Origin of the sequence: Buttiauxella gaviniae ATCC 51604, assembly GCF_001654835.1 — a bacterium.
GTDB classification, from domain to species: Bacteria; Pseudomonadota; Gammaproteobacteria; order Enterobacterales; family Enterobacteriaceae; genus Buttiauxella; species Buttiauxella gaviniae.
On the sequence record NZ_LXEP01000031.1, the window covers coordinates 337,294 to 362,374 of the forward strand.

Consider the following 25,081-nt stretch of genomic DNA (forward strand, 5'->3'; position numbering starts at 1 on the left):
GTAAGCTCATCGGGACTCGCTCTTTTGCCGCCGCGATGCAACTCGAATTATTTGGGTTGTTATACCGTGGTTCAAAAATAGCAGGGGCGAAAATGGTCGCCCCTGAGTTACTCATAAAACTTTAGAATTATTATTTTGGCTCAGTGCCGAACCATTTTTTGTAGATTTCGTTGTACTTGCCGTTCTCTTTCAGCGTTTTCAATGCACCGTTAACTTTCACACGCAGGTCGTCGCTGCCTTTAGGGAAGGCGATACCATATTGCTGTGCTTCCAGAGACTCACCAACAGCTTTGAATTTGCCCTGGCCTGCAGTTTTGATGAAGTACAGGATGTTTGGCGTGTCATGCAGAACTGCATCAGCACGGTTGGTGCCCAGTTCCATATATGCGTTGTCGATGTTCGGGAACTGACGCAGGTCTTTAGTTTTGATGTTGGCTTTCGCGTAATCAACAGAACCGGTGCCGCCCTTCACTGCAACCACTTTACCGTCGAGATCTTTGACGCTTTTAACAGTGTTGTTGTCAGCTTTAACCATCACTAACAGGCCGCTTTTGTAGTAGCCGTCAGAGAATTCGATCGCTTTTTTACGTTCTTCAGTGATGGTGATACCCGCCAGCGCCAGGTCAATATTTTTAGTTTGCAGCGCAGGAATGATGCCGCTGAAATCCATTGGCTTGAGGGTGTAATCAAGTTTTAATTCTTTTGCTACTGCATCCCATAAATCGATATCAAAACCGACGTATTTGTCGCCTTGTTTAAATTCGAAAGGAACGAATGCGGTGTCGGTCGCAACGACCAGTTGCTTCTCAGCAGCGTGGGAAGACACCGCAAAAGCCAGGGTGAGTGCAGCCAGTGAAACTTTCAAAATCGACTTCATAGCATTTCCTTGTTTATCCATGGGGCAATCCCCTGCATCAGTAAGCCGCAACATGGAAAAATCATGCCAGGTTTTCAACCTACTGTTTTTGCAAGGATGTGAATATGTAACATTGCACAATAAGGGTTGCAAGCGGGTTGCAGTGCACCGTAATGGTGCCCAATTATGGTGCGTGAAGTATTGCGAGAGGGCGAAGTGTAGTTTTACCGCATATTAAGGCGGCAAAACAATCGCCCGTTAACGATTGTGTGAAGTGATTATTACAATTGAGTAACTTATGCGGCAGGGATAAACAATTTCATGCGCTAAAATAGTGCAACCATCCTCCTTGAAAAAGGAGGATGGAGTAACAAACTGCTAGCAATTATTCGATATTTGACTCGATAAACCACAGGAACTTATCCAAATCGCGCGATGCGGCAGTCAGAATATCGGCAGTATCTTCGTCTTTCGCTTCACTAATTGCCTTACGCACATCGTTTGCCACAATCGCGTAACGGTCAGCCAACTCTTTCAGGTGATCTTGCACGCTGTGAATATCCAGCGGATAGCTCTTCAGCGGGGTTTTGCTGTTAATGACCTGTGTGGTACCCAGTGCGACACCACCGAGCTGAACAGCGCGTTCTGCCATGGTATCAAGGTGGTCTGTGAGTGCTGTACGGAAGCCGTCGAGCATTTCATGAACGGCAATAAAGTTAGCACCACGCATGTTCCAGTGCGCTTGCTTGGTAATTAACGACAAATCAATGAACTGAATGACCTGGCGATTAAGCAGCTCAACGGTAGCTTTCTTTTCGCTGTCTGCAACATCATTACGGGTATGCAGTAGGTTAGTAGATTTGGTTTTTACCAGTTTAGCGGTAGTCATAATCTTTCTTCCTCTTGATGTTATGTCTAATTGAATTACCGGAAATAAGTATAGCACCGGATTTTGATTTTAATGGAGCAGGTTATACCTATCAGACAAATAGCATTTTCAGGATGGATTTTAGTAACTGATTGTTAGTAGTGGATTTTAAATTTATTGTTGCGAGGCGTTACTTAAATAAACAAAGCGTGATTATTAAATGGGAATAATTTTTGTTTGTATCTAAGAATAAGTCTAAATATTAATGCTTGATTGCGGGAGAATATTTACCGTGGTCACAATAACCACGGTATATAATATGGGTAATTAATTTACGTCAACGCTGGTAATCTGAGCTTCACGTTTGATGGTCAGTGTTGAACCGATGGACGCTGCGATAATTGACAGTAGTGCAAGCCATTGTACAAGCGTCAGATGTTCACCAAGGAAGAGCATGCCAGACAGCGCCGCAAGTCCAGGCTCCATGCTCATCAACGTACCAAAAGTGCGTGTGGGTAAGCGTGTAAGAGCGATCATTTCCAGAGAGTAGGGCAGAGCCGTCGATAAAATCGCGACACCCAGACCGAGCGGTATTAGTGACCAGTGCCAAAGCGCTTCACCCGCCTGCCAGGCGCCAATTGGGACAAAAATAACAGCCGCGATTAACGACCCGAAAGCCACTGTTGCCGGGCCGTGATCGGCCCCCGCTTTTTGGCCAAATAGAATGTAAATCGCCCAGCAAGCACCTGCACCCAAAGCAAAAGCGGCCCCCGCTAAATCAACGCTCGAAATCGACTGCCCGAGCGGCAGCAGGAACCACAAACCCAACACCGCAAGAATTACCCAGACAAAATCAACGGCACGGCGCGAAGCAAACAACGCTACGGCAAGCGGGCCGGTGAACTCCAGGGCGACGGCAATACCCAAGGGAACAGTCTGAATAGATAAATAGAAGAGGTAGTTCATTCCACCAAGAGCCAGGCCATACATCAGCAAGGGGAAACGTTGCTCTGCTTTAAAACGCAAACGCCATGGTTTGAAAATCACCACCAAAATTAGCGTACCCAAGGCAAGACGCAGTGCTGTAACACCTGGCGCACCAACCAATGGGAACAAAGATTTCGCAAGTGAAGCGCCACTTTGAATTGAGGTCATAGCAATTAAAAGAACGACGATGGGTAACCAAACTGGGGTTTTACGTGGCGATAGCGGCATCCTGCTTCCTGTCAGTCAGTGTCTAATTCGGTCAAGAAAATAAAAGTAACCCCAGTGTAAATGAATAAGTTATGGCTGGTTGAGAATTCATTGAAAAAAATAATTGTCTGATGCAGTACCATAACAGCCTGATTGCGTAAGTTTTGTTCAGGTGAGTTTAAGAATTATCTGGATGACGATGTTGCGATTCATGCCAATAATTAGCGCGTTTTTGGTTAAAAGCGCTGCAAATTGAAGGGACTACGATGTAATGGAAATGTTCTGTTACAGGAAAGGAATCGTTAGACAACGTAAATGTCGCAGAGTTTCTTACACAATTTTGATATATTAAAAACTTAGAAGTTACTTGAAGCACATTTGAGGTGGATTATGAAAAAAATTGCATGTCTTTCAGCACTGGCTTGTGTTCTGGCCGTTTCCGTTGGTACCGCATCTGCAGCTAGCACCGTAACTGGTGGCTACGCACAAAGCGATATGCAGGGCAAAGCTAACAAAGCTGGCGGTTTCAACCTGAAATACCGTTATGAAAACGACACCCCGCTGGGTTACATCGGTTCTTTCACTTACACCGAGAAAAACCGCAGCGAAGCTGACGTTTATAACAAATCACAATACTACGGCATCACTGCTGGTCCAGCTTACCGCATCAATGATTGGGCAAGCATCTACGGTGTAGTCGGTGTTGGTTACGGTAAATTCCAGACTACTGGCGCAACTGATACAAACACCAGCGACTACGGTTTCTCCTACGGCGCAGGTATGCAGTTCAACCCAATTGAAAACGTTGCTCTGGACGTTTCCTACGAGCAGAGCCGCATCCGTAATGTTGATGTTGGCACCTGGATCGCAGGCGTGGGTTACCGCTTCTAATTTCACTTTAACTAGTGAAAATAAAAATCCGCCCATAGTGGCGGATTTTTTTATCTCTGCAATTTGAGTTAGCGCGTTTTAGTTTCAAATACATCCGTCTGCAAATGAGTATAGTCCACCTTCTTAAGCTTAAAGTTGGTGATGTAGACAGGCCCCGCGTTCTGCTCAGAAATGAACTTGTACTTTGGCGTTAACTCTTTGGTTTTAATCCCCGTCCAGGCTGAGAAGAAATTCAGGAAATCGTTCGCTGAACGCCGTGCTTTTATCTGGCGATGTTCTTTATCATCACTTGATAGCACCATAAACGGCACCTGGAAGTTTTGCTGGAACTCATCATCATGCGCCAGATATTGCACCTTGGTGCCGCGTTCTTTGATGGCAAGACCGTGATCGGAGAAGTAAGCCATCGAGAAACTTTCACCGCTATTTTGCAGCTGCTGATAGAGTTGTTTTAGCAGGTCGTCGGTTTGCGTCATGCTGTAGATATAACAAGAGGTCTCTTTCGACTGAACGAAATCTTTATATTTACCCTGAGTACGGTCGCAAGCCTGTGGGTGTGAACCCATCAAATGCAACACAATCAGCTGTGGAGTGGTGCGCGGGGTGGCAAATACTTGTGCCGTCATCTTAAGCAGCGCTTCGTCACGGGTGTTTTTATCCGCTTCAAAATCCCCACTTTTCAGGAACTGTACTTCATCAGCACGCTTGGCGATGCTGGCGATGGCAGTGTCGTATTCACCAATTTGCCCCTGGTTTGAGAACCACCAGGTCTGGAAACCAGCACGGTTTGCCAGCGTAATAATGTTGTCCTGATATTGCGGTTTGCCATCAATGACGCGGTTAAGCGTCATGCCCAGCGATTTCTGTGTGGAACCACTGGCCGATACATAATCCATGAAGATATTGCCATTCACCTTGCTTGCGAACGGGGTGTTATCCCAGTGACCGCCGAATGCACCTAACGCATCGCGACGCGCGCTTTCACCAATCACCACTACATAAATTTGGTACTTTGGTTTAACCGCCAGCACATTCCAGGTGTCCTTCATTTGTGAGAAGGCCTGCATACGAGTTTGTTCGTCAATGACTTCCTGGTTGTTAACCACCACATCTTTAACAAAGCGGAATACTGGATAACCAGAGTCTTTGATTTTGAACACGCCACCGTAAGCCAGGTTTTGTACTGGTGCGACAAAGAAGCAGACCACGCTCACCACCAGACATAAACTGTCGAAATGGCACCATGATCTTTTTTTCGGTGTGACTTTGCGCCGTACGGCGATAACACCGAGCACCAGAATAAACACCGACACCAAATAGCTGTACCACGGGAAAATAGTCATCAATTCCGTGGATTCTTCGAAGTTGGTCGAATGCAGGGCAAGCAGGGTATTAAAGTTCGGCGAGCCGTAGGCCTGACCAAAAGGGAAATACATTGCAGCAATCAGGCTGCAAATCGCCAGCAAACCTTTTTGTAATTTGGGCGCGCTGCGCCACAACAGCATTAATACGCAACTAAATGCGACTGCGTAGAGAATGCTAAATTCATAACCGAGTGCGAAGTTAATCAGTAATGACTGCAGGAAATAAAAGCCAGTCCACGGATTGAGCGCAATTGCGCGGGTCGTCAGGGTATCTTTAACCGTTAAATTCATGTTTATCGAGATCTACTAAACGCCATGCGAAAACCCTGGCGACGAGGGTAAGAACCTGCCTGACAGACGGAAAAGAAAGGAAACTGGACCGCATCTGCGGGCCGCTTCATGTTCAGGGCTGCAAGAAGATAGAGCGGTACGATAAGAAGATCAACTGATAAGCGAAATGTGTTTTGCGAAGCCGGTAACAAATCCGACAAATGATAGGGTTAAAGCCCGAAAACGCGGGATACTCACTGAATCTATTTAAATGAAAAATGACAAACAGGCGAAAGAAACCATTCAGAGAGACTGAAGGAGAAGAAGGCAGGGCGACTGCCTACGACTTCGGTTTTTCGCCCTGCTGTGGTTTCCCGGAAACCCAATCACACAACATATTGAGCAGCATTAGCCGCACTTGAAACGGGGAATGTGTAAACACGCTCATACACCTCTTAAATTCGTTCATTTTTTCCTCCTCTTAACATCTGCTGCCCTTAGATCCTTTAAAGGCTGACTGCATTACATACAGATATAGCATAGGCTATATTGTATAGCTATTGCTAATTCGTTAAATTTTTGTGCTTCCGAGCTGCTGGTTTACAATGGGGCCAAATGTCGTCATTGGACGATGCCGTGCCACTGTTAGAGGAAGCATCATGAGCCGTACTACGGGCCAAAAAAATAAACAGAAAGTGATGCCGTTGGTAAATGTTGAAGAGCATGTTGAAGGCTTTAGGCAGGTGCGGGAAGCGCATCGCCGTGAATTAATTGATGATTATGTTGAGCTGATTTCTGATTTAATTCGCGAGGTTGGAGAGGTGCGCCAGGTTGATATGGCCGCACGTCTGGGAGTCTCCCAACCTACGGTTGCAAAAATGTTAAAAAGACTCGCCTCGGTTGGGCTTATTGAACAAATTCCATGGCGCGGTGTGTTTCTGACTCCGGAAGGGGAGAAACTGGCGCAAATGAGTCGTGAACGTCATCAGATCGTCGAAAACTTTTTCCTCGCGCTGGGTATTAGTGCAGAAACTGCAAGAATTGACGCCGAAGGTGTTGAGCACCACGTTAGTGAAGAGACGTTGGAAGCATTTCGCCTGTTTAGTGAGAAGCGAGGGTTCACGCAGTAATGTTGCTCAACCTGGTTCGTCCCTTTGCGCGCGACCGCTTTCTTCATCTATTGCTGCTTGTCGGTGTGGCGCTGAGTTTTGTTGCGCCATTTCAGCCGAAGAGTTGGGTCCATGCTATCGACTGGCACACCATCATTACGCTCGCAGGTTTAATGATGTTGACCAAAGGCGTGGAGCTAAGCGGTTATTTCGATGTGCTGGGCCGCCGCATGGTGAAGCGTTTTGATAACGAACGAACCCTGGCGATGTTTTTGGTCAGCGCAGCGGCTCTGCTTTCTACATTTCTGACTAACGATGTCGCTCTGTTTATTATTGTTCCGTTGACCATTACGTTGAAGAAACTATGTGCGATACCGACCAGTCGGCTCATCATATTTGAAGCCCTGGCGGTGAATGCCGGGTCGCTGCTCACACCGATTGGCAATCCGCAGAATATTTTGTTGTGGGGGCGGTCGGGTTTATCGTTTGGCGAATTCACCTGGCAAATGGCCCCGCTGGCGCTGGCGATAATGGCCAGTTTGCTTGTGTTGTGCTGGTTCTGCTTCCCCACTAAAAAGCTTATCTATCAGACTCACGATAAACGCCATGACTGGCAGCCGCGATTAGTGCTGAGCTGCTTGGTACTTTACGTTGTATTTATTGTTTCACTGGAGTTAAAGCAGGAGATCTGGGGACTGGCTGTGGTGGCTGTAGGCTTTTTGCTACTGGCGCGCCGGGTGTTACTGAGTATCGACTGGAGTTTGCTGCTGGTGTTTATGGTGATGTTTATCGACGTTTACCTGATAACGCAGTTGCCGGTGTTACAGCATGCGCTGGCGGGGATTAATCAGCTTTCAAGCGGCGGGTTGTTTGCTCTGGGCATAGGTTTATCGCAATTTATTAGCAATGTTCCATCGACCATTTTACTGCTCAATTACGTTCCGGCCTCGGTGTTACTCGCTTTTGCGGTAAACATCGGCGGTTTTGGCCTACTACCGGGCTCGCTGGCAAATCTGATAGCTCTGCGCATGGCTAACGATCGCCGCATCTGGATACGCTTTCACTACTATTCATTGCCGATGCTGTTGTGGGCGGCTGCGGTAGGTTACGGTCTGCTGGTGCTACTAAAACAACTGTAGGGCGGCAGAGGAGAGGGGCTTTACCGCCCCTCGCTTCGTATTACGCGTTAAACGGCGCTTCTTTCTTCAACACTTTTTCAATCACATCCAGCACACCTTGCTGGTTGCAATGCCCAGCCTGAAAAGAGGCAATTTGTTTGATTTTTTCAGGGGCATTTGCCATCGCAAAACCATATTTGGCCTGGCGCAGCATTTCTATATCGTTGCCGCCGTCGCCAAAGGTCACGACTTCGCTGTCATCAATACCCCATTTTTCCTGCAATATCCGCAAGCCATTGGCTTTATGAATACCTGGAATAATCAGATCAATCGAGCCGTGACCGCTGGTGACTGGGACCATCACACCATCAAGAATTTCAGACAGGGAGTTCATGGTGTCATCTAATAGGCTATCAGGCAGATTCAGCGCGAACTTAAAGAACACATCGTCCAGATTCGCGAAGTTTTCTACCAGCTCCAGGCGGTGATAGTAGCTACGCGCCATGGTGATAAAGGCATCGTCATAGCTTTTCAGGGTATAGCCGTTACGTTTGCCACAGGCGATGATATCCACATGCGGCAGTGTCAGCAGGTGGTCAATAACCGTATTGAATTGTTGCTTTGTTAGCTCGCCATTGAAGGTGTCTTTTTCTTCACTCACTACCCAGCCGCCATTATCGGCAACGAACGAGATCTCGTGGGCAATCTCCGGGAAAAATGAAATCAACTGGAAATACTGGTTGCCACTAGCGACCACAAAACGAATCCCTTGCTCTTTCATCTGTGCATAAAGTTCAGCAAAGCGTGCGCGGTTGTACTCTTTGTTATCGTTCAGGAACGTACCATCCATGTCGACGGCAATTAATTTCACACTCATCGAACTCTCCCTTCAAGCGAGTTAGTAACAAGGTCTGTAGGTTTTGCGACCGCTTTCGCGACCAGGGCTGCGACGACCATCAAACTTAATACGACTAACATGGCAAGGCGCAGGCCGTAATGCTCACCGAGGAAGCCAAGCAGCGGTGGCCCCACCAGGAATGCAATATAACCCGATGCAGCAACCACGCTTACGCGAGTCGCCGGATCTGGGCCGGTATCGCCTGCGGCCGAAATGGTTAATGGGAAACCGAGCGAGGTGCCCAATCCCCACAAAATGACAGAAATACCCGCCACAAAGGCGTTATCGACAAAGATGATTAGACCAATACCCAAAATGCCCATCAACGCGCAGGCTCGCACTACCGTCACGCGGCTATAACGGTCAATAAACCAGCCGCCTGTAAAACGCCCGACTGTCATGCCCAGAGTAAAGCCGACATAAATCATCGAGCCAGATGTTGGGTTAAAGCCATGGCCATCCACCATCAAAAGCGGCAGCCAGTCATTCGCTGAGCCTTCGGCAAACGCCATCGCCAGCACAATGGTGCCGATTAATATCAGTTGGAGATCTTTATAAAAGGGCGGGTGGGGCTCGTGCGGGTTTTCTGCATCTACGGCAGCGTTGCTCTTACCTACTCCATGCGGAATGGCGGTAATGGCAATAACAATTGGCGCAATGACGAGCAGGCCAATGACCAATAAGTGCCCATAGGCGCTGAAATTGATGGCAGTTAAACTCATGCCGATACCCGCGCCTACAAGAGTGCCGAGGCTATAGAAACCATGCATCATCGGTAACACGGTCTTTTTCAGCAACCCTTCAACAATGGCACCTTCGACGTTCATCGCCACTTCCGCTGAACCAAGTCCGGCTCCCAAAATGGCTAAGCCCAGAGCAAATAGCACCGGTGAGGAAAGGTATAGCGCAATGCCCATAACCAGCATGCCGGTTACCATTAATGTCATACCACTGCGGATGATATTGCGAGTCCCAAAACGCTTAACCAGCCAGCCGGAGCATAAAATTCCGCTCATCGAGCCCACCGATAGGCCAAACAGCACAATCCCCATACCCGCAGTCGAAACACTTAACGTGTCGCGAATGGCTGGAGTTCGTGTGGCCCAGGAGGCCATAACCAGACCGGGCAGAAAGAAGAAGGCGAACAGCGCCCAGGTGCGAAGTTGAGTGGCTTTGCGATGGCTAATGGCGGCGGACATAGAAATACCGGTTGGCGGTGAATACAAATTACACTAGCAAGTTTGTGTACATTTGTACATATTGCCTGGTAAACTCTTTTAGTTAGTTATTACCGAGCGAAAATGATGAGCAAAGCCCCAAGGCGCAACGATCCAGACCGGCGAGCCCGCATTGTGGAAGCCACGCTGGATATGCTGGTAGAACACGGTATTAGCCATATCACGCACCGTAAAATTGCCGAAGCAGCGGGCGTTTCTTTAGGGTCAATGACCTATTATTTTGACGGCATCGAATCGCTACTGAGTGAAGCGTTTACGCAGTTTGCATATCAGATGTCGGACGATTACCGTCACCGCATGGAACAAGCCCGCAATCGTGATGAAGCCTGCGAGGCGATAGTCGATATGATTTGCGGGGAGAAAATTGCCACTTCGTACAACATGCATGTCATGTATCAGCTTTACGCTTACGCCAACCGCAACCCGGCGCTAAAAATCATCATGCAGGACTGGATGTGCCGCAGCCAACAAGTGTTGGAAGCCTTCTTTGACCCGATTACCGCGCGCGCGTTGGATGCTTTTATCGAAGGTATGACGCTACATTATGTGACCGACAGGAATCCGCTGAGTCGTGAAGACCTCAGAAGAATGCTGGCGAAAATTGTAGGCTAGAGTTTGAATTTCAAACCCGTTATGTCGTTGTTGTGCCCGCCGTCATGTTGATCACCGTTGCTGTCATTGCACCTGCATGATCTGACGCCAGAAAAGCCATAAGTTCCGCTACTTGTGAAAGCGTTGGCAGGCGTTTCAACATGGTGCTTTGCGCCGCACCTCCCACCCACTGCTCCACGGTTAACCCCATTGCTTGCGCCTTAGAAGCGAACACTTCGTTGGTGTAGGAACCTGCCTCAACCGCGCCGACAAGCGCATGCGAACGCACGCAGAGAACTCGAATATTTTTGGGAGCAAGTTCGCAGGCAAGAGCTTTGACAAACGCTTCAATACCCGCGCAGCCGACAATATGGCCAGAGTGACCCGCAATCACCATTACGCCTGCGGGAGGGACAACCGTCAGGATACTTCCCGCTCGTTCGCCACCCATATGCGGAGCAACTGCTTTTGAAATGTTGAATTGAGCTGTGAGGAACGGGTCAAACCCTTGTCTAAATTGCGCCAGGGATAATTCAATAACACTCTTTCCCTGGTCATGCACAAAACCGGTTGTGTTTATCACCACATCAAAGCCACCGGTCTGCTGGGCCAGTTGTGCAATTCGCTCGATAGTTGATTGTTCATCGAGCACGTCGATATTGAATGTTTCGGCGCTACCTCCCGCTGCGCGGATATCATCAGCAATCTGGTGCAACCTTTCCTGGCTGCGTGCGCCCAAATATACATGCGCCCCCTCGCGCGCTATTACATGCGCAACCGCTCTGCCGATGGCACCACTACCACCGAAGATCACCACGATTTTGTTTTTAAGTAGCATCACGAATCCTCGCTCATCAACTCTCAATCTTCAAATTATGAACGATGGATTTAGATTTGGTGGTGATTAAAGCGTGAATGGAACAGAGGATGGTAAGAAATTGATTTGAAAGAGAACTCAAATTTCAGGCAATAAAAAACCCATCAACCTTGAACCAAAGAGGCGGGGTTGATGGGCTCCACAAATTGGGGACATCAAAGAAAAGCAGTGGCACTAATTAAGACTTTGCCCCAGGCAAAAAGTTCGCACTGTCATAAAAAAATCTTGTTTCTTTGTCTGCGGCACCGATCACAAACCGGGCCATATGATTACGATAAGCGTCCCCGCCAGCGTTAACAACACGTTAGCGATAGCGTAAGTCCCGGCGTACCCAAGTGCTGGAATGTTGCTGCGCGCAGTGTCGCTGATGATTTCCATCGCTGGTGCGCAGGTACGTGCACCCATCATTGCCCCAAATAGCAATGCGCGGTTCATACGTAAAACATATGCACCGAACAGGAAGCAGATAACAACGGGCACCAGGCTTACGATAAGTCCAGCAATCAACATTTGCCCGCCAACGGCACCCAGGCCGTTGCCAATGCCGCTACCGGCGCTTAGGCCGACGCCGGCCATAAACACCATCAGGCCAAACTCTTTCACCATATTCAGCGCACCTTGCGGGATATAGCCGAATGTCGGGTGGTTGGCTCGCAGGAAGCCAAGCATGATACCTGCGAATAGCAAGCCTGCGGCGTTGCCGACGCCAAAACTGAACGAGCTGAACTGGAAGGTGATCATGCCAATCATTAGGCCAATAATGAAGAAGGCACAGAAGGCGAGCAGGTCAGTTATCTGGCTGTGAATCGAGATAAAGCCAATACGTTCAGCAACGGTTTTCACGCGACGGGCATCACCGCTGACCTGTAAAACATCACCTTTGTTCAGCACGATATTATCGTCTATTGGCATTTCAATCTGGCTGCGGATAACACGGTTCAGGAAGCAGCCGTGGTCGGTCAGCTTTAATTGCCCAAGACGGCGGCCGACAGCATTGTGGTTCTTCACCACAATCTCTTCAGTAACGATGCGCATATCCAGCAGGTCGCGGTCGAAAACCTCTTTACCATTACGGAAACTTGGATCGAGGCGTGAATGCGCATCCGGGTAACCTACCAGTGCGATTTCATCACCCTTTTGCAGCACGGCGTCACCATCCGGGTTTGCCAGGATGCCGTTACGGCGGATACGTTCGATGTAGCAACCGGTCTGGCGATAAATTCCCAGCTCACGCAGGTTTTTACCATCAGCCCATGCAACCAACTCAGAACCTACGCGATAGGCGCGAATAACAGGAAGGTAAACTTTACGTGCGGCATCGGTGTCCAGGCCACGTTCGCGAGCAATTTGCTGCGCGCTGGTCTGCAAATCCTGGTGCTGGAGTTTTGGCAGGTAGCGTGCGCCAACAATCAGACTCACCAGGCCGATAAGATAGGTCAGTGCGTAGCCGAGGCTCAAGTTGTCGAGCGATGTGGCTAACTGGGCTCCGGCAGCACCGGAATGGCGCAAGGTATCACCTGCACCTACCAACACTGGCGTTGAGGTCATTGAGCCTGCGAGCATCCCCGCCGTGAGGCCAATATCCCAGCCAAAGAGTTTCCCCAACCCTAAGGCAAGCAACATGGCGGTTCCCACCATCACCAGTGCCAGCATCAAGTAATTTTTGCCATCGCGGAAGAAAATTGAAAAAAAGTTTGGCCCAGCTTCCACTCCGACACAAAAAATGAACAGCATAAAACCCAGATTTAGGGCGTCTGTGTTAATGGAAAAATGTTGTTGGCCGAGTAATAAAGAGACTACTAAAACACCAATGGAATTACCCAGTTGGACTGGACCAAGGCGTAATTTACCCAGGCATAAACCTAAGGTCAGAACAACAAATAATAACAGGATGTAATTCCCGCTTAACAAATCTGCGACGTTTATATTCACGAAGGATAACTTCTTGTTTACTAGTAACTTGTTGAAAGAAATGGTTTTTTGCGTTAGGGTTTCTACTAATTACGACGCAATTTAATGTATTTCTAGTGCATTAAAATATCCAGTGCGCAGACCTGATAATAGCCGTTAGTTTAATCTTTATGAAGTTTTACGGCTAGTAAGAATATTGTGCTAATTACACTATCTATTTTTTTAGCAGGGATGGCTGAGACTTTATCTGACTGGGGCAAGGTTCGGCGTGCGGAGCTGAAAATTTAAGTTCGATACAAGCGATCGTCAGGGGGATGTGTGTTCATGCGTGGACAACGTTGGTTTGGAGTCATTTGCTGCTTCGTGTTGTTTGTTGGCGTATTTCTCTCGCAGAAACTAAGTGCTGCCAGCAGCTACCCGGGTGACAGACATTCCGAGTGGGGATTGTTATTTTTTATCCTGCCGGGTGTCATTGCTAGCGTGTTTTCACGCCATGGCCGAGTGATCAAACCGCTGATGGGCGCAGTGCTGGCTTCACCATTTTGTCTGTTAATCATTCATTTTTGGTTGTCGCCAACGCGAACGTTCTGGCAAGAAATGGCCTGGATGTTTAGTGCTGTGTTTTGGTGTGCTCTTGGAGCATTGTGCTACTTATTTGTACGTAGTGTGCTCCGCCGTCAGCGGCGATAAAAAAACCGGCTCATTGAGCCGGTTTTTTTATATCTAAATTTTTTCAGCTTATTGCGCGTTCTGGAACAAGCTTAGGTGTTCTTTAGCATACGCTTCAAAATCAGTGCAACCGCCAATGTGTTTCTGGTCGAGGAAAATCTGCGGTACGGTTTCAACAGGTTTACCAACAGTTTTTTCCAGGTCGGCTTTGCTGATGCCTTCAGCATGGATATCAACATAACGGAAGTTGAAGTCGTCACGCTCAGCGGTCAATTTCTCAGCCAACTCTTTAGCACGAACACAATATGGGCAGCCAGGGCGACCAAAGATTACTGCAAACATGGAATCTCCTTTATTTTTTGTGGCCGATACGTACCGGCGAATGGCAACTATAATGCCGCTAACTGTTGCGAATGGAAAGAAGGTCTTACCTGTTAGTCTGATATTCCTCGCCTATATACCCGTCATACTTCAAGCTGCTGGTGCGTTGGCTGTCCTCGCTCACCACGGTCACTTACTTGAGTAAGCTCCCGTGGATTCCCTGCGTTGCCGCCTGCCCGCATCGTGAATTATTTAGGGTATAAAATGTAGATTACAAAGATGCAGCCTGAAATATGTCGGGTATATAATGAATCGATAATTGCTTTGGAGACAAGTGGATGCGTTCACTCGGTGCGTTACCGAAACCTGTGTTAATCCTCGAAGTTATCGGTATCGCTTTTTTACTGCTGTCATATCTTTCCCTGAACAGCTACGTGACTTTACCCGCACCCTTTGGGAATGCCACGGCGGCTATCATCATGGTATTTTTAGGCATTGCGCTGATGCTCCCGGCGGCAGCATTTATGGTTTGGGCGATGGCTCAAAACGTTGCGCCGCTGCTGACCAAACGCCAGGCCCCACTCGATAAATCTCATTCAAACAAGCCAAAGGATAAACGCGATGACGCCGACCATTGATCTGCTGCGTTCACACCGTTCCATTCGTCGCTTCACCGACGAGCCGATTACAGACGAGCAGCGTGCAGCGATTGTTGCCAGTGCCCAGGCGGCCTCGAGTTCCAGTTTTTTACAGTGCACGTCGATTATTCGCATCACGGATAAGTCGCTGCGTGAGCAACTTGTTCCGCTGACCGGTGGCCAACAGCATGTGGCACAAGCGGCAGAGTTTTGGGTATTTTGCGCCGACTTTAACCGCCATTTGCAAATTTGCCCCGAAGCGCAGCTCGGCCTTGCAGAGCAGTTGCTGCTTGGCGTTGTTGATACAGCAATGCTTGCACAAAACGCGTTTACTGCAGCTGAGTCGCTGGGTTTAGGTGGCGTTTACATTGGTGGTATTCGTAACGGCATTGAAGCCGTAACGGAATTACTGGCTTTGCCAAAGCACGTGCTGCCGCTATTCGGCCTGTGTCTTGGCTGGCCTGATGAAGATCACGGTATCAAACCGCGTATGCCAGCCGCGATGCTAATGCATGAGAACAGCTATCAACCAGTGGATGAAAACGTTCTGGCTCAGTACGACGAAGAGATGGCGCAGTATTATCTCTCACGTGGCAGTAACACGCGCCGCGACACGTGGAGTGACCATATTCGTCGCACCATCATTAAAGAAAGCCGTCCTTTCATTCTCGATTATCTGCATAAGCAGGGTTGGGCAACGCGCTAGATCATTAAGCGGTGGCACCTGCCACCGCTAATCAATACATTTTCACTATCAATCAGCCGCCTAAACGGTATTGGTTGAGGGTACTTATCAGTCGGTATAACAGTTTCAGAATTTTTACTCTGTTACTTCGACCTTCTGATAAGGAACTCCCGATGCCGATGACAACACTTGATAACTCCCCGTATTACGCCGCAGATATTATTCGTTCTCGTATTAACGGGCTTGTGCCACGCGTGGCTTTCATTCTGGGTTCTGGCCTTGGCGAGCTGGCTGAGAAAATCGAACAGGCGGTTGTGTTCCCATACGATGAGTTGCCTGGTTTCCCGGTTAGCACCGTGCATGGCCATGCGGGTGAGCTGGTTGTCGGTACGCTGGCGGGTGTTCCTGTCGCTTGCATGAAGGGGCGCGGTCACTTCTACGAAGGGCGCGGTATGTCGGTGATGACCAACGCGATTCGTACATTCAAACTGCTCGGTTGTGAAATTCTGTTCTCCACTAACGCCGCCGGTTCATTACGCCCTGAAGTTGGCCCTGGTCAACTGGTGGCGCTGAACGACCATATCAACACCATGCCTGGCACACCGATGGTTGGTCCGAACGATGACCGCTTTGGTGAGCGCTTCTTCTCGCTGGCGAATGCTTATGACGCGGACTACCGTGGTGTTTTGCAAAGCGTGGCAAAAGAGCAGGGCTTCCCGTTGACTGAGGGTGTGTTTGTTTCTTACCCTGGCCCGAACTTTGAAACAGCAGCAGAAATTCGCATGATGCAAATCATCGGAGGCGATGTGGTCGGTATGTCTGTGGTGCCTGAGGTTATCAGCGCGCGCCATTGCGGCCTGAAAGTTGTTGCGGTTTCGGCAATTACTAACCTCGCTGAAGGCCTTGGCAGTGTGCAGCTCTCCCACGCGCAAACACTGGCGGCGGCGGCACTATCACGCCAGAACTTTATCAATCTGATTTGCGGTTTCCTGGGCAAACTCGCCTGAGGCACTTCCAACACACCGGGTAAAACACATGGCTATTAACTCTATGGCGATTAAACATCGCTTGAAAATCATGTTGTTTTTGCAGTACTTCATTTGGGGGGCCTGGCTGGTCACGCTGGGTTCGTACATGATTAATACCCTCGGGTTCCGAGGGGCTGATGTGGGCATGGTGTATAGCACCAAGGGTATTGCTGCGCTATTAATGCCAGGTATTGTCGGTATTATTGCCGACAAATGGCTGCCCGCGAATCGTGTCTATGCTCTATGCCACCTGGTGTGTGCGCTAATGCTTGCCTGGGCGGCCAGCATTAATCAGCCGGGGTTGATGTTCTGGGTTATGTTGGGCAACGCCATGGCGTTTATGCCAACAATTGCACTGTCGAATACTATTTCTTATGCCAGCCTCGAAAAAGCAGGGCTGGATACTGTCAGCCATTTCCCACCGATCCGCGTCTTTGGCACTATTGGGTTTATTGCGGCAATGTGGACCGTGAGTCTGATGCGCTTTGAACTTAGCAATATTCAGCTTTATATCGCAGCTGGGGCGTCATTAGCGCTGGCTCTCTACTCACTAACTTTGCCAACTATTCCAGTGGTGAAAGGTGGGATCTCTCGTACTTGGGTAAGCCGTCTGGGGCTTGATGCTTTTGTATTGTTCAAGAACCCGCGCATGGCTGTTTTCTTCTTATTCGCCATGTTGTTAGGTGCGGTACTACAGATAACGAACACTTTCGGCAATCCGTTCCTGCATGATTTCGCCCGCAACCCTGAGTTTGCCAATAGTTTCGTGGTGCAATATCCGTCGATTCTGTTGTCTGTTTCTCAGATGTCGGAAGTGGCATTTATCCTGACCATTCCGTTCTTCCTGCGCCGTTTTGGTATCAAGCAGGTGATGTTGATGAGTATGGTGGCCTGGGTGCTGCGTTTTGCACTCTTTGCCTGGGGTGACCCATCGGCGTTTGGTTTTGTATTACTGCTGCTTTCGATGGTGGTGTACGGCTGTGCCTTCGATTTCTTCAATATCTCCGGTTCTGTGTTTGTAGAACAAGAAGTGGATTCGCGCATACGTGCTAGTGCTCAGGGGCTGTTTATGACAATGGTCAACGGAATTGGCGCCTATCTCGGTGCGATTCTCAGCGGATATGTCGTCGACTACTTCAGCGTTGATGGAGTCAAAGACTGGACCACAATCTGGTTGGTGTTTGCCGGATATGCGTTAGTACTGGCGGTTATCTTCCACTTTAGTTTCCAGTATCGCCATAACCCAACGCTTAAGGCTTCGGCACCGGTCGCACATTAACAGTCGGCCGGATTACATCGAGCAGCAGGAGTGATAACGTATGGGGCTGCCAGAACATAGGGAGCCCCATGACTATTTCACAGCGAACTTACCGTACCGACTTAAAACTTCTGCGCTATTTCCAGGCAGTGGCGGAAGAGTTGCACTTTGGCAAAGCGGCCTTGCGGCTAAACATGTCCCAGCCACCACTGAGTTTTCATATCAAAGAGCTTGAGTCTCAACTCGGTACCGTTTTGTTTATTCGTCATTCACGGAGTGTTGCGTTGACACATGCGGGAGAAATCTTGCTTGAAGAGACCCGTCGATTGCTCGACAGCGCAAACCTTGCATTGGCCCGGGTAGAACAAATTGGGCGTGGTGAAGGCGGGCGCATTCATCTGGGAATTGTTGGTACGGCGATTTGGGGTGGATTACGTCTTGGGTTACAACAGTTTATCGCCGATTTTCCGGCCATTGATATTCTATTTCGCGAGAAGTCGCCGGGAGATCAAATCTCCTTGATTGAGCGTCACGAAATTGATGCCGGTATCTGGCGTATGGAAACCAATCCTCCCCCGGGTCTACGAAGTGAAAAACTACATGACGCTACGTTCCTCGTTGCTTTGCCAGAAAAACATCCGCTGACGAAACAATCCGCCATTGATATTGAGTCACTGCGTCATGAGCCATTTGTCACTATGACTGCGGTGCATTCTGACTGGACTTTTTTGCAAGGTGTCTGTCGCGAAGCGGGTTTTTCGCCTCGTATTGTCAGAGAAGCTGTTGAGCCGCAGACCGTACTGGCGCTGGTCAGCATCGGCATAGGGCTGACTATTATGGCCGATAGTTATGCGCAGATGAGTTGGCCGGGCGTCACCTTCCGTCCGCTTACAAAAGCGATCCCGGCAGATCTTTATGTGGTGTACGATCCGCATCATTTGGCATCTACAACGCGTCATTTAATCGACGTGTTAAAGCAGTCGCCAGACACATTGCCCGTTCGTTGAAACCAGATGGCAGTGATATGATAGTTGCGCTGTCATTATTGGACTGGAAACGCTGAGGTGCAGGGTGAAAATCGCCATTTTATCCCGGGATGGAACGCTTTATTCTTGTAAACGCCTACGTGAAGCGGCGTCACGCCGTGGTCATGCAGTCGAAATTATCGATCCCCTTTCTTGTTACATGAACATCAATCCGTCTGCACCATCAGTGCACTATAAAGGTCGCCAGCTTCCTCATTACGATGCGGTAATTCCACGTATCGGCTCCGCGATCACTTTCTACGGCACGGCGGTATTGCGCCAGTTTGAGATGTTAGGTAGTTACCCGCTCAACGAATCAGTTGCCATTACGCGCGCGCGTGACAAGTTGCGATCGTTGCAGTTGATGGCGCGTCAGGGGATTGACCTGCCGGTCACAGGCTTTGCTCACTCTCCAGATGACACCAGCGATTTAATTGACATGGTAGGCGGTGCGCCGCTGGTGGTGAAACTGGTGGAAGGCACCCAGGGAATTGGTGTGGTGTTAGCCGAAACGCGCCAGGCGGCGGAAAGTGTAATAGACGCGTTTCGCGGTCTGAATGCCCATATTCTGGTGCAAGAATATATAAAAGAAGCGCAAGGCAGGGATATTCGTTGCCTGGTAGTGGGTAATAAAGTCGTTGCCGCAATTGAACGCCAGGCAAAACCGGGAGATTTCCGCTCCAATTTGCACCGTGGTGGGGTAGCGAATCAGGTCTCAATTACGGAACGTGAGCGAGAAATCGCCTTACATGCGGCGGCGACCCTGGGTCTGGATGTCGCAGGGGTGGATATTTTACGTGCTGAACGTGGCCCGCTGGTGATGGAAGTCAACGCTTCACCGGGTCTTGAAGGCATTGAAAAAACCAGTGGCGTGGATATCGCGACGCTGATGATCAAGTGGATTGAGCAGCAAGCACAGCCAGGATTTTGCCTGAAAACTGGCGGCTAAATTCGAGCGAATGCGCCATTGGGCGCATAAAATTAGTATGAGCCGCCATTTTTGCGTAAGCTATGGCGCGACTTAATCACTCCCTTTAAAGAGGCTACGGCATTTATGGATTCACTCGTTGTCCCTACTCTGGACATCTTACGCCGCTGGCTTGATGAAATCGGTGTGACCATTTTCGAGTGCGATACTTGCCAGGCGCTCCATCTGCCGCATATGCAGAATTTCGATGGTGTCTATGATGCCAAAATCGATCTGGTCGACGATATCGTTTTGTTTTCAGCGTTGGCTGAAGTAAAGCCATCTGCTTTACTGCCACTGGCATCCGATCTGTCATCAATTAACGCAAGCTCGCTAACCGTGAAAGCGTTTTTAGATATTCAGGATGATAACCTGCCAAAATTAGTGGTTTGCCAGTCATTGCAGGCGTCGGTGGGAATTACCCGCGAACAGTTTGCGGCTTTTGTGAAACAGAGCGAAGAGCAAATCTCGATGGTGATTCTGGAAGCCTGCGCAAACCAGCTGCTCTATATCTCTGAAGAAGAAGAGCAAGACGGCACCATTATTCAAACTCACTTTCTTCACTAATTGTTTCATTCTTAACCGCAGCGGCTACTATACCCGCTGCGTTCCACGTTTTTTTATTCTGCCTTCTTAGCCTCCGACCAGAATTATTCTCGCCACTCCTGCCAGTTTTGCGCCATACCATAGATGTTTTATGGTTAAAAAATTGATAAAAGTCACTTTTCTGCTTGGGCTATAGTCTCGAAGTCTGGCTACAGTTATTCTTGCGGGACGCTACAAGCGTGCAACATCTGCAGCAAGGCGTCTGTACTTTTTTACTGCAGTTTGCATAGAGATGCATGATTCTTGCATGTGCCAGAAGCGAGAAAAAAATGCGTAAAAGTATGATTGAGTAAATTATGCTCGCGAAAGCGGGAATTAGACTTTTTCAGAAGGAATCACATATGTTTACCCAACGTAAAAAATTGTTGTCGGGTGTGGTGGCAGGTGCGCTGATGACAGCGCTAATGGCTGTTTCTGCTACCACATTTGCTGCGGAACAAAAGACGCTGCACGTTTATAACTGGTCTGATTATATTGCGCCGGATACGCTGGCAAACTTCACCAAAGAAACTGGCATTAAAGTGGTTTACGACGTTTTCGATTCTAACGAAGTGCTGGAAGGGAAGTTGATGGCGGGGAGCACCGGTTACGACTTAGTGGTACCGTCTTCGCAATTCCTCGAGCGCCAGGCTCAGGCCGGTATTTTCCAGCCTCTCGATAAGAGCAAACTGCCGAACTATAAAAACCTCGATCCGGAAATGCTCAAGCTGGTGGCCCATAACGACCACGACAATAAATACGGCATTCCGTACATGATGGTAACCACAGGTATCGGCTATAACGTCGAGAAAGTGAAAGCGGCATTAGGCAAAGACGCTCCGGTTAATAGCTGGGATCTTATCCTGAAACCAGAAAACCTTGAGAAGCTGAAAAGCTGCGGCGTTTCCTTCCTTGACGCACCAAGCGAAGTTTACGCATCCGTGTTGCATTACCTGGGCAAAGATCCTAACAGCACCGATCCGAAAGATTACACCGGTGCGGCGAATGATCTGCTGCTGAAACTTCGCCCGTCTATTCGTTATTTCCACTCATCTCAATATATCAATGACCTGGCTAACGGCGATATCTGTGTAGCGATCGGTTGGTCCGGCGATATTCTCCAGGCAGCAAACCGCGCCAAAGAAGCAAAAAATGGCGTGAATATTGCTTATACCATTCCTAAAGAAGGGGCGATGGTGTACTTCGATATGTTCGCAATGACGGCTGATGCGAAAAACAAAGACGAAGCGTACCAGTTCCTGAACTATCTGATGCGCCCGGATGTGGTGGCGAATATCAGTAACCACGTTTATTACGCGAACGCGAATAAAGAGTCGCTGCCATTGCTGAACGCGGAGATTCGTGACAACCCAGGGATTTACCCACCGGCTGATGTGCGCGCCAAGCTGTTTACTCAGGGCGTGCAATCACCAAAAGTTGATCGTGTAATTACCCGCGCGTGGACTAAGGTTAAGACAGGCAAATAATACCCGTCATACTTCAAGCCGCAGATGCGTTGACTGCACCCGTGCACCCCAGTCACATAGTTATCTATGTTCCTGGGGACTTACGGCCTGGTCGCCTTTGGGCAACTCGAATTATTTTGGGTATAAGTGTTATCTAATTAGATTTGCAACGCAGCGGCGCACCGAAATAGTGCATGCGCCCCAACACGGACAGAGGCACAAGCCTCTGTCACGTCATTGGTACGGCAACCGGGTCGTACATCTTTTTGTTTATGCCGGAGAGCAACATAATTGAACGACGCAACCCCTCGTCCGCATGCGAAAACGCGTAAAGCGCTCACCCCGCTGCTTGAAGTTCGCAACCTCACTAAGTCCTTTGACGGGCAACATGCCGTTGATGATGTCAATCTCACTATTTATAAAGGCGAAATTTTTGCACTGCTCGGGCCGTCTGGTTGTGGCAAATCCACGTTGTTACGCATGCTGGCAGGTTTTGAACAGCCAAGTGCCGGGCAAATCATGCTCGATGGCGTGGATTTATCGCACGTGCCGCCGTACCAGCGTCCGATCAATATGATGTTCCAGTCGTATGCGCTTTTCCCACATATGACCGTGGAGCAGAACATTGCGTTTGGCCTCAAGCAAGACAAACTCCCGAAAAGTGAAATCACTCAGCGCGTACAGGAAATGCTGGCGCTGGTGCATATGCAAGAGTACGCGAAACGTAAACCACACCAGCTTTCTGGCGGGCAGCGCCAGCGTGTGGCGCTGGCAAGGAGCCTTGCAAAACGGCCAAAACTCTTGCTGCTTGATGAGCCAATGGGCGCACTGGATAAAAAATTACGCGACCGTATGCAACTCGAAGTGGTGGATATTCTTGAGCGCGTGGGGGCAACTTGCGTCATGGTAACCCACGATCAGGAAGAAGCGATGACCATGGCGGGGCGTATTGCTATCATGAATCGCGGCAAGTTCGAGCAAATTGGCGAACCGGAAGAAGTGTATGAGTACCCGGCAACCCGCTACAGCGCTGAATTTATCGGCTCGGTGAACGTCTTTGAAGGGTTGCTTAAAGAACGCCAGGACGATGGTCTGGTGATTGATAGCCCAGGGCTTGTACATCCGCTAAAAGTTGACCCTGATATTTCTGTTGTCGATGGCGTGCCGGTCTACGTCGCCCTGCGCCCGGAAAAGGTCATGCTGTGCGAAGAACCGCCAGCCGACGGTTTCAACTTCGCGGTCGGTGAAGTGGTACACATTGCTTATCTTGGCGATCTGTCGATTTATCATGTGCGCCTGAAAAGCGGCCAGATGATCAGCGCACAGTTACAAAACGAGAACCGCAATCGTAGAGGGATGCCAACATGGGGCGATGAAGTTCGCCTGTGTTGGGATGCTGAAAGTTGTGTCGTTCTGACTGTTTAAGGGGGCGAAATGAGCACGATCACGGAACGCCCGGCTGAGCCACCGGCAAGCAGTTTTAAATTGTGGCTGGGGAAATTGCAGATGCGCCATGGCCGCAAGCTGGTTATCGCTTTGCCTTATCTCTGGCTGATTTTGTTGTTTATGCTGCCATTCTTGATTGTCTTCAAGATTAGCTTTGGTGAAATAGCCCGTTCAATTCCACCCTATACCGACTTAATCACCTGGGCTGACGATCAGATAACCTTCGTACTTAATCTGGCGAACTATCTCCAGTTAACCGACGATCCGCTCTATGCCGAAGCCTATTTGCAGTCGCTGCAAGTGGCAGGTGTTTCTACCATTTGTTGTTTGCTAATGGGCTATCCTTTGGCATGGGCGGTGGCCCACAGTAAGCCATCAACCCGCAATATTCTGTTGCTGCTGGTTATTTTACCTTCATGGACATCGTTCTTGATCCGCGTTTACGCATGGATGGGGATCCTGAAAAATAACGGTGTCCTGAACAATGTGTTGATGTGGTTAGGCGTTATCGATCAACCGTTGGTGATTCTGCATACCAATCTGGCGGTTTACATCGGTATCGTTTATGCCTACTTACCATTTATGGTATTGCCGATTTATACCGCGCTGACACGACTCGATTATTCATTAGTGGAAGCCTCCTTGGATCTGGGCGCACGTCCGTTGAAAACGTTCTTCAGCGTCATCGTACCTCTGACTAAAGGCGGCATTATTGCCGGTTCGATGCTGGTATTTATCCCGGCGGTAGGCGAGTTTGTTATCCCAGAACTGCTCGGAGGGCCAGATAGCATCATGATTGGTCGCGTATTGTGGCAGGAGTTCTTCAATAACCGCGACTGGCCGGTGGCGTCAGCGGTGGCGATCACCATGCTTATCTTGCTGATTGTGCCGATTATGTGGTTCCACAAATACCAGAATAAAACGGCGGGGGACCACGCATGAACAATTTACCGATAGTGCGCTCACCCTGGCGCATTTTGATTTTGGTGATCGGCTTCACCTTCCTTTACGCGCCGATGCTGATGCTTGTGATCTACTCATTCAACAGCTCAAAACTGGTGACGGTATGGGCGGGATGGTCAACGCGTTGGTATGTTGAGTTGTTCCAGGACTCAGCAATGATGAGCGCCGTTGGGCTTAGTTTGACCATTGCGGCGGCTGCGGCCACGGCGGCGGTTATTCTCGGAACAATTGCGGCAGTGGTAATGGTGCGTTTTGGTAAATTCCGTGGCTCGACGGGGTTTGCTTTCATGCTCACGGCACCGTTGGTAATGCCTGATGTCATCACCGGTCTTTCATTGCTGCTGCTGTTTGTGGCATTGGGTCACGCTATTGGTTGGCCAAGCGATCGGGGCATGCTAACCATCTGGCTTGCGCATGTTACCTTCTGTACCGCGTATGTTTCGGTGGTGATAAGCTCGCGTTTAAGAGAGCTGGACCACTCTATCGAAGAAGCAGCGATGGATTTAGGGGCGACACCGCTGAAAGTTTTCTTTGTGATAACCGTTCCGATGATAGCTCCAGCGATTATCTCTGGTTGGTTGTTGGCATTCACTTTATCCCTTGATGACTTGGTTATTGCCAGTTTTGTTTCTGGGCCAGGGGCAACAACCTTGCCGATGCTGGTATTCTCAAGCGTAAGAATGGGAGTGAATCCTGAAATTAACGCATTGGCGTCTATAATTTTGGGAGTCGTCGGGGTTATTGGTTTAATAGCCTGGTGGTTTATGGCTCGAGCAGAAAAGCAACGTCTGCGTGATATCCAGCGTGCAAGGCGTACAGCTTAGATAATTCGGGTTGCAGCCAGC

At 49.1% G+C, this 25,081-nt stretch carries 26 protein-coding genes; 16 read left to right on the forward strand and 10 right to left on the reverse strand.

Going from position 1 to position 25,081, the window contains the following annotated elements:
• Positions 1-130 precede the first annotated feature (130 nt).
• From glnH to rhtA, 3 genes are all read right to left on the reverse strand, one after another.
• Positions 131-877 (reverse strand): glutamine ABC transporter substrate-binding protein GlnH, encoded by a 747-nt coding sequence (gene glnH, locus M977_RS17385; RefSeq protein ID WP_064517672.1) that lies wholly within the window; start codon positions 875-877, stop codon positions 131-133.
• A 364-nt stretch (positions 878-1,241) separates the two neighbouring features.
• Positions 1,242-1,745, reverse strand: a complete 504-nt coding sequence (gene dps, locus M977_RS17390) for a DNA starvation/stationary phase protection protein Dps (protein WP_064517352.1) — start codon at positions 1,743-1,745, stop codon at positions 1,242-1,244.
• Positions 1,746-2,051: 306 nt separating this feature from the next.
• The gene (rhtA, locus tag M977_RS17395; protein ID WP_064517354.1) at positions 2,052-2,939 is read right to left on the reverse strand and encodes a threonine/homoserine exporter RhtA; all 888 of its coding nucleotides are present in this window, start codon (positions 2,937-2,939) and stop codon (positions 2,052-2,054) included.
• A 369-nt stretch (positions 2,940-3,308) separates the two neighbouring features.
• Here rhtA and ompX point away from each other — a divergent pair, with 369 nt between their 5' ends.
• Entirely contained in the window at positions 3,309-3,809 is a 501-nt protein-coding gene (gene ompX, locus M977_RS17400; protein WP_064517357.1) for an outer membrane protein OmpX, read from the forward strand.
• 68 nt (positions 3,810-3,877) lie between these two features.
• On the opposite strand, the gene M977_RS17405 is transcribed toward ompX, so the two are convergent.
• Complete coding sequence (locus tag M977_RS17405) at positions 3,878-5,464, reverse strand: phosphoethanolamine transferase family protein (protein ID WP_064517360.1); 1,587 nt, start codon at positions 5,462-5,464, stop codon at positions 3,878-3,880.
• Between the two features lie 319 nt (positions 5,465-5,783).
• Entirely contained in the window at positions 5,784-5,912 is a 129-nt protein-coding gene (mntS, locus tag M977_RS17410) for a manganase accumulation protein MntS (protein ID WP_034456469.1), read from the reverse strand.
• 190 nt (positions 5,913-6,102) lie between these two features.
• Between mntS and mntR the strand changes: the two genes are divergently transcribed.
• Together mntR and M977_RS17420 are read left to right on the forward strand one after the other, a co-directional pair.
• Positions 6,103-6,573, forward strand: coding sequence for a manganese-binding transcriptional regulator MntR (gene mntR, locus M977_RS17415; protein WP_064517362.1), 471 nt, complete (start codon positions 6,103-6,105; stop codon positions 6,571-6,573).
• On the forward strand, positions 6,573-7,691 hold the full coding sequence (locus M977_RS17420) for an SLC13 family permease (protein WP_064517364.1): 1,119 nt from the start codon (positions 6,573-6,575) through the stop codon (positions 7,689-7,691). The genes mntR and M977_RS17420 overlap by 1 nt, the downstream gene beginning before the upstream one ends.
• A 40-nt stretch (positions 7,692-7,731) precedes the next feature.
• Here the strand turns inward: M977_RS17420 and M977_RS17425 are convergent, their stop codons facing one another.
• Complete coding sequence (locus tag M977_RS17425) at positions 7,732-8,547, reverse strand: Cof-type HAD-IIB family hydrolase (protein WP_064517366.1); 816 nt, start codon at positions 8,545-8,547, stop codon at positions 7,732-7,734.
• Positions 8,544-9,767, reverse strand: a complete 1,224-nt coding sequence (locus M977_RS17430) for an MFS transporter (RefSeq protein ID WP_064517368.1) — start codon at positions 9,765-9,767, stop codon at positions 8,544-8,546. Before M977_RS17430 ends, M977_RS17425 begins: the two co-directional genes overlap by 4 nt.
• A 105-nt stretch (positions 9,768-9,872) precedes the next feature.
• Between M977_RS17430 and M977_RS17435 the strand changes: the two genes are divergently transcribed.
• Complete coding sequence (locus M977_RS17435) at positions 9,873-10,418, forward strand: TetR/AcrR family transcriptional regulator (RefSeq protein ID WP_064517674.1); 546 nt, start codon at positions 9,873-9,875, stop codon at positions 10,416-10,418.
• A gap of 19 nt (positions 10,419-10,437) precedes the next feature.
• Here the strand turns inward: M977_RS17435 and M977_RS17440 are convergent, their stop codons facing one another.
• Together M977_RS17440 and M977_RS17445 are read right to left on the reverse strand one after the other, a co-directional pair.
• Positions 10,438-11,235, reverse strand: coding sequence for an SDR family NAD(P)-dependent oxidoreductase (locus M977_RS17440; RefSeq protein ID WP_064517371.1), 798 nt, complete (start codon positions 11,233-11,235; stop codon positions 10,438-10,440).
• A gap of 288 nt (positions 11,236-11,523) precedes the next feature.
• Positions 11,524-13,206: an aspartate:alanine antiporter gene (locus tag M977_RS17445; RefSeq protein ID WP_064517374.1), complete on the reverse strand. Its 1,683-nt coding sequence runs from the start codon at positions 13,204-13,206 to the stop codon at positions 11,524-11,526.
• 303 nt (positions 13,207-13,509) lie between these two features.
• Between M977_RS17445 and M977_RS17450 the strand changes: the two genes are divergently transcribed.
• Entirely contained in the window at positions 13,510-13,875 is a 366-nt protein-coding gene (locus M977_RS17450; RefSeq protein ID WP_034456461.1) for an inner membrane protein YbjM, read from the forward strand.
• Between the two features lie 48 nt (positions 13,876-13,923).
• On the opposite strand, the gene M977_RS17455 is transcribed toward M977_RS17450, so the two are convergent.
• Entirely contained in the window at positions 13,924-14,196 is a 273-nt protein-coding gene (locus M977_RS17455) for a GrxA family glutaredoxin (protein ID WP_064517377.1), read from the reverse strand.
• 317 nt (positions 14,197-14,513) lie between these two features.
• On the opposite strand from M977_RS17455, the gene M977_RS17465 reads away from it, so the two are divergent.
• The 11 genes from M977_RS17465 to potI all read left to right on the forward strand — a co-directional run bounded on the left by M977_RS17465 (position 14,514) and on the right by potI (position 25,060).
• Complete coding sequence (locus M977_RS17465) at positions 14,514-14,813, forward strand: YbjC family protein (protein WP_064517381.1); 300 nt, start codon at positions 14,514-14,516, stop codon at positions 14,811-14,813.
• Positions 14,797-15,519 carry an oxygen-insensitive NADPH nitroreductase gene (gene nfsA, locus M977_RS17470; protein WP_064517384.1) on the forward strand — a complete coding sequence of 241 codons (723 nt, stop codon included), beginning with the start codon at positions 14,797-14,799 and terminating at the stop codon, positions 15,517-15,519. The genes M977_RS17465 and nfsA overlap by 17 nt, the downstream gene beginning before the upstream one ends.
• Positions 15,520-15,671: 152 nt before the next feature.
• Positions 15,672-16,505, forward strand: coding sequence for a xanthosine phosphorylase (gene xapA, locus M977_RS17475; protein WP_064517387.1), 834 nt, complete (start codon positions 15,672-15,674; stop codon positions 16,503-16,505).
• Positions 16,506-16,548: 43 nt separating this feature from the next.
• Positions 16,549-17,805 carry a nucleoside permease gene (locus M977_RS17480; protein ID WP_064517676.1) on the forward strand — a complete coding sequence of 419 codons (1,257 nt, stop codon included), beginning with the start codon at positions 16,549-16,551 and terminating at the stop codon, positions 17,803-17,805.
• A 68-nt stretch (positions 17,806-17,873) separates the two neighbouring features.
• Positions 17,874-18,791 carry a LysR family transcriptional regulator gene (locus M977_RS17485; RefSeq protein WP_064517390.1) on the forward strand — a complete coding sequence of 306 codons (918 nt, stop codon included), beginning with the start codon at positions 17,874-17,876 and terminating at the stop codon, positions 18,789-18,791.
• A gap of 64 nt (positions 18,792-18,855) precedes the next feature.
• Positions 18,856-19,758 (forward strand): 30S ribosomal protein S6--L-glutamate ligase, encoded by a 903-nt coding sequence (gene rimK, locus M977_RS17490; protein WP_064517393.1) that lies wholly within the window; start codon positions 18,856-18,858, stop codon positions 19,756-19,758.
• A 105-nt stretch (positions 19,759-19,863) separates the two neighbouring features.
• Entirely contained in the window at positions 19,864-20,343 is a 480-nt protein-coding gene (locus tag M977_RS17495; protein WP_064517395.1) for a YbjN domain-containing protein, read from the forward strand.
• 380 nt (positions 20,344-20,723) lie between these two features.
• Positions 20,724-21,848, forward strand: coding sequence for a spermidine/putrescine ABC transporter substrate-binding protein PotF (gene potF, locus M977_RS17500; RefSeq protein WP_064517398.1), 1,125 nt, complete (start codon positions 20,724-20,726; stop codon positions 21,846-21,848).
• 270 nt (positions 21,849-22,118) lie between these two features.
• The gene (potG, locus tag M977_RS17505; protein ID WP_157092086.1) at positions 22,119-23,252 is read left to right on the forward strand and encodes a putrescine ABC transporter ATP-binding subunit PotG; all 1,134 of its coding nucleotides are present in this window, start codon (positions 22,119-22,121) and stop codon (positions 23,250-23,252) included.
• 9 nt (positions 23,253-23,261) lie between these two features.
• Positions 23,262-24,215, forward strand: coding sequence for a putrescine ABC transporter permease PotH (gene potH, locus M977_RS17510; RefSeq protein ID WP_064517401.1), 954 nt, complete (start codon positions 23,262-23,264; stop codon positions 24,213-24,215).
• Positions 24,212-25,060, forward strand: coding sequence for a putrescine ABC transporter permease PotI (gene potI / locus M977_RS17515; RefSeq protein ID WP_064517404.1), 849 nt, complete (start codon positions 24,212-24,214; stop codon positions 25,058-25,060). The genes potH and potI overlap by 4 nt, the downstream gene beginning before the upstream one ends.
• Positions 25,061-25,081: the final 21 nt, after the last annotated feature.

Coding starts and splice junctions, on each gene's coding strand:
- glnH (WP_064517672.1), bottom strand. CDS start 877: ATGAAGTCGATTTTGAAAGTTTCACTGGCTGCACTCACCCTGGCTTTT.
- dps (WP_064517352.1), bottom strand. CDS start 1,745: ATGACTACCGCTAAACTGGTAAAAACCAAATCTACTAACCTACTGCAT.
- rhtA (WP_064517354.1), bottom strand. CDS start 2,939: ATGCCGCTATCGCCACGTAAAACCCCAGTTTGGTTACCCATCGTCGTT.
- ompX (WP_064517357.1), top strand. CDS start 3,309: ATGAAAAAAATTGCATGTCTTTCAGCACTGGCTTGTGTTCTGGCCGTT.
- M977_RS17405 (WP_064517360.1), bottom strand. CDS start 5,464: ATGAATTTAACGGTTAAAGATACCCTGACGACCCGCGCAATTGCGCTC.
- mntS (WP_034456469.1), bottom strand. CDS start 5,912: ATGAACGAATTTAAGAGGTGTATGAGCGTGTTTACACATTCCCCGTTT.
- mntR (WP_064517362.1), top strand. CDS start 6,103: ATGAGCCGTACTACGGGCCAAAAAAATAAACAGAAAGTGATGCCGTTG.
- M977_RS17420 (WP_064517364.1), top strand. CDS start 6,573: ATGTTGCTCAACCTGGTTCGTCCCTTTGCGCGCGACCGCTTTCTTCAT.
- M977_RS17425 (WP_064517366.1), bottom strand. CDS start 8,547: ATGAGTGTGAAATTAATTGCCGTCGACATGGATGGTACGTTCCTGAAC.
- M977_RS17430 (WP_064517368.1), bottom strand. CDS start 9,767: ATGTCCGCCGCCATTAGCCATCGCAAAGCCACTCAACTTCGCACCTGG.
- M977_RS17435 (WP_064517674.1), top strand. CDS start 9,873: ATGAGCAAAGCCCCAAGGCGCAACGATCCAGACCGGCGAGCCCGCATT.
- M977_RS17440 (WP_064517371.1), bottom strand. CDS start 11,235: ATGCTACTTAAAAACAAAATCGTGGTGATCTTCGGTGGTAGTGGTGCC.
- M977_RS17450 (WP_034456461.1), top strand. CDS start 13,510: ATGCGTGGACAACGTTGGTTTGGAGTCATTTGCTGCTTCGTGTTGTTT.
- M977_RS17455 (WP_064517377.1), bottom strand. CDS start 14,196: ATGTTTGCAGTAATCTTTGGTCGCCCTGGCTGCCCATATTGTGTTCGT.
- M977_RS17465 (WP_064517381.1), top strand. CDS start 14,514: ATGCGTTCACTCGGTGCGTTACCGAAACCTGTGTTAATCCTCGAAGTT.
- nfsA (WP_064517384.1), top strand. CDS start 14,797: ATGACGCCGACCATTGATCTGCTGCGTTCACACCGTTCCATTCGTCGC.
- xapA (WP_064517387.1), top strand. CDS start 15,672: ATGCCGATGACAACACTTGATAACTCCCCGTATTACGCCGCAGATATT.
- M977_RS17480 (WP_064517676.1), top strand. CDS start 16,549: ATGGCGATTAAACATCGCTTGAAAATCATGTTGTTTTTGCAGTACTTC.
- M977_RS17485 (WP_064517390.1), top strand. CDS start 17,874: ATGACTATTTCACAGCGAACTTACCGTACCGACTTAAAACTTCTGCGC.
- M977_RS17495 (WP_064517395.1), top strand. CDS start 19,864: ATGGATTCACTCGTTGTCCCTACTCTGGACATCTTACGCCGCTGGCTT.
- potF (WP_064517398.1), top strand. CDS start 20,724: ATGTTTACCCAACGTAAAAAATTGTTGTCGGGTGTGGTGGCAGGTGCG.
- potH (WP_064517401.1), top strand. CDS start 23,262: ATGAGCACGATCACGGAACGCCCGGCTGAGCCACCGGCAAGCAGTTTT.
- potI (WP_064517404.1), top strand. CDS start 24,212: ATGAACAATTTACCGATAGTGCGCTCACCCTGGCGCATTTTGATTTTG.